Here is a 3,564-nt window from a genome sequence, read left to right as displayed (position 1 = left end):
TTATAAATCAGTAATAATAAATTCGCTTCTACGATTCATTTGGTGTTCCTCTTCGGTACATTTTACGTTGTCAGCACATTTATTTACTAATTGAGATTCGCCATATCCTTTACCTGTTAAACGGTTAGCATTGATACCATTTTGTACTAACCAGCTGATGGTTGATTTAGCTCTTCTGTCCGATAAAGCTTCGTTGTATTTGAAAGAAGCTCGGCTATCGGTATGGGAGCGGATGTCTAGTTTCATATTAGGATATTGGTTTAAAACATCTAATATTTTCTCTAAATCTAAAGCTGCTTCGGTTCTAATATTAGATTTGTCGAGGTCAAAATAAATATTTTTAATGCTAAAACATTTTCCTAAATCGTCACCAATGGTTACTTTACATTGGTTCTTTTCTAAGGCTATAGGCAAATAGGTTTTTCCATTTTCTTTAGAAGTAGTGACTTGTTTTTCATTGGTATTATAATCTTCTTTTTCGGCTCTTACAGTGTATAATTTGCCGCATTCTACCATAAAAGTATAAGTGCCTTTTTGGTCAGTATAAACAGTATTTGAAAGATTCATTTTGTTATCAAACAAAGTTACTTTGGCATTAGGTAGTGGTATTTTAGAATCCAGATTTGTAATTTCTCCGTGTAATTCTTGTTCACAAATTAGTCTTTTGGTTTCTAAAAATTGGTAGATATCATCATATCCTTGTCCACCATCTCTATTAGAAGACAGGAAGCCTCTTCTAGATTTACTATCAATGATAAAAGCAAAATCATCTTTAGGAGAGTTGGCATCCATTCCGATATTTTGTACTTTATTAAAAGAATGATCATCATTAATTTTAGCCATAAAAATATCTAATCCCCCTACACCTGGATGTCCATCCGAGGCAAAGTAAAGTTCGTTTTCTTGGCTTACAAAAGGGAATGTCTCTCTTCCTTCGGTGTTTATTGTTGATCCTAAATTTACAGGAGTTCCAAAAGATCCACCGTCATTAATTTGTACTTTGAAAATATCCGACAGCCCTAAAGTTCCAGGCATATCTGAAGCAAAGTACAATGTTTTTTCATCAGGACTTAGGGCAGGGTGGGCGGTACTGTAATTGTCACTGGTAAAAGGAAGCGGTTGTATATTAGTCCATTTTTCTGCTTCTAATGTGGCTTTGTATAATTTGACTAAGGTAATTCCTTTTTCATTTTTACCTTTTTTACCATCAATGTAGTTGTTTCTTGTAAAATATACTGTATTTCCATCCTTTGTAAAGACAGGAGTAGCTTCGTTAAATTTAGATTTTAATGATTTATTAAATTTAACAGGATTGCTAGGGATATTTTCTTCACCTAAATCAGCACTGTAAAGATTGGTAAAATGTTGGTCAGTCCAAGTGTGTTTTCTATGTCCTAAACTTCCAGTATCTCTAGCCGAAGTAAATACAATTTTGTTGTTGTAAATAGTTGATCCATAATCAGAGTATTGCGAATTGATGGCTGCATTTTCTATTTTGTACCTCCCAGAATTTGCTTTTATCTCATCTAAATAATTGGCGTTTTCTTTAAAAAGTTTAGCTCTACTATCATTGTCTGAAATTTTATCAAATTCTTTAAGGATTTGATCTGCCTTATCATTGTCGCCACTAGCACGCAAAGATTGTGCATAACGGTAATAATAACTTGGTTCAATTTGAACTTCTGGCATTGCAAACAATTCGGCATACCATTTTACGGCTTTGTCTAACTCACCATTAAAATAATATGCATTTCCTAGTTTTTCAAACATAGGAGCTGATTTGTATCCTTTCTCAGCGACTTTTTCATAGGTCTTTATTGCATCTATATAGGCATAGTTGTCATAGTTTTTATCGGCATTGGCTAATTTAGCTTTTTGAGAATAAATGTTCAAAGAAAAAACACTTATCATAGCTATATAAAAGAGTATATTTTTTTTCATGATAATTGTATTTAGAAGAATCTTGGAGTAGTAATTTTTTTATTGTTTTTGAAAATTTCATATCTCAAGAAAATTTCATGTGAACCAGAATTGTAATTATCTAATTTGGTTGTTTCTAAATCGTATCCATATCCAATGTACATTGCATCTGATACTTGGAATCCAGCCATGGCACTTACAGAAGCACTCCATCTGTAAGCAAGCCCTAAAGTGAATTTATCATTGAACAAAAAGTTTCCAGAAAGATCCACTTGCAAGGGAGCCCCTTGTACCATTTTAGTCAATAAAGCAGGTTTGAATTTCAGGTTGTAACTTAAATCCATTACGTAACCTGCAATTAAGTAGTAATTTAATTTTTCTTTATTGACCGCTATTTGATTATCCGCATATTGATTTGTTTCGATGAAGTTTGGAATCGAAAAACCGACATAAGCCTTATCAGAATGAAGATAAATACCCGCTCCAATATTAGGAGTAATTTCATTATCGAATCCTTGCAGTCTTGGATCTCCACCCACTTCTGGATTTAATTTATTGATATCTAAATTAAATAAGTTAACAGAAGCCTTAATACCAAATGAAAGTTTTACATTTTCAGAAGTAGGAATTGAGTAGGACAGGTCAGTAGAAATTGTATTATCAGTTGTTGGTCCAATTTCATCATTTACAATTGAAACACCTAAACCCAATCTGCTATTGTTTAAGGGAGTATTAATCGAAATTGCATTGGTTGTAGGAGCTCCATCGAGTCCCACCCATTGAGTACGATGTAAGGCAAATATACTCATTGCTCCTCTAGAACCAGCATAAGCAGGATTTATATTTATAGTGTTATACATGTATTGAGTGTATTGTGCATCTTGCTGCGCATAACTTCCAATAGCAGTAAACAATAGACTGATTAGTAGTATTTTTGTTTTCATTTGACTTCTTTTTTAAACCAGAGGTTTTTTTAGCACCTCTGGCTGTTAGATTGGAGTTTTTTTATCTAGTAAGGTATAAATATCCTTGGGCTGTTTTAGGAATCATTTCACCTTGTAAACCAACAGCAGTATAGTTCAAGATATAGAAGTACGTTCCAGTAGGTAATCCCGCTGATTTGTCTACCGTTACTCTTCCTTCAGAAAATCCTTTGAATGCTTTATCATCATTGTTGTATCCTTTAGTTTCATAAACCAATACTCCCCATCTGTTATAGATTTCAACAGAATTTTCAGGGTAACAAAGGGTATCTTCAATGTTATCAATTTTAAACACTTCATTTGTTCCATCATTATTTGGAGTGAAAGCATTATGGACAACTATAGAACCACAGCCTAAAACGAATGCTCTGTCAATAACTACTGTATCAGAATTTCTTACAGGAACATCAGTAGGCGATAATCCATCTGCGGTAGCCGTATTGCTTATTGTCTCATTCCCTAAATCAGATTGAGTCACAGTATAATTTTCAATAAACTCTTTAGATTCACCAATAGGCAAACTTTCAAAAGTGCTGTTTAATCCCGTTAATGGGTCATTTACAACAATTTGGTGAAGGGTAACATTTCCAGTGTTTGTTACTACAATTGTATAGGTTATAACCTCTCCTAAAGTATCATAATTGGTTTTATTAGCGGTTTT

Annotated in this window: 3 protein-coding genes; all 3 read right to left on the bottom strand. The window is 33.3% G+C overall.

Annotation, left to right across the window (positions count from 1 at the left end; all coding sequences use genetic code 11):
* Positions 1–1,941: an OmpA family protein gene (locus AAGV28_RS15325; protein ID WP_373407627.1), complete on the bottom strand. Its 1,941-nt coding sequence runs from the start codon at positions 1,939–1,941 to the stop codon at positions 1–3.
* 11 nt (positions 1,942–1,952) lie between these two features.
* Positions 1,953–2,864, bottom strand: coding sequence for a PorP/SprF family type IX secretion system membrane protein (locus tag AAGV28_RS15320; RefSeq protein ID WP_373407626.1), 912 nt, complete (start codon positions 2,862–2,864; stop codon positions 1,953–1,955).
* 61 nt (positions 2,865–2,925) lie between these two features.
* On the bottom strand, positions 2,926–3,564 hold a 639-nt coding region (locus AAGV28_RS15315), incomplete at its 5' end, for a T9SS type B sorting domain-containing protein (RefSeq protein ID WP_373407625.1).

This window comes from Flavobacterium zubiriense (assembly GCF_041729725.1).
Classification (GTDB): Bacteria; Bacteroidota; Bacteroidia; order Flavobacteriales; family Flavobacteriaceae; genus Flavobacterium; species Flavobacterium zubiriense.
The sequence above is the reverse complement of the archived record's forward strand: the minus strand, read 5'-3'. Positions and strand labels throughout refer to the sequence as shown.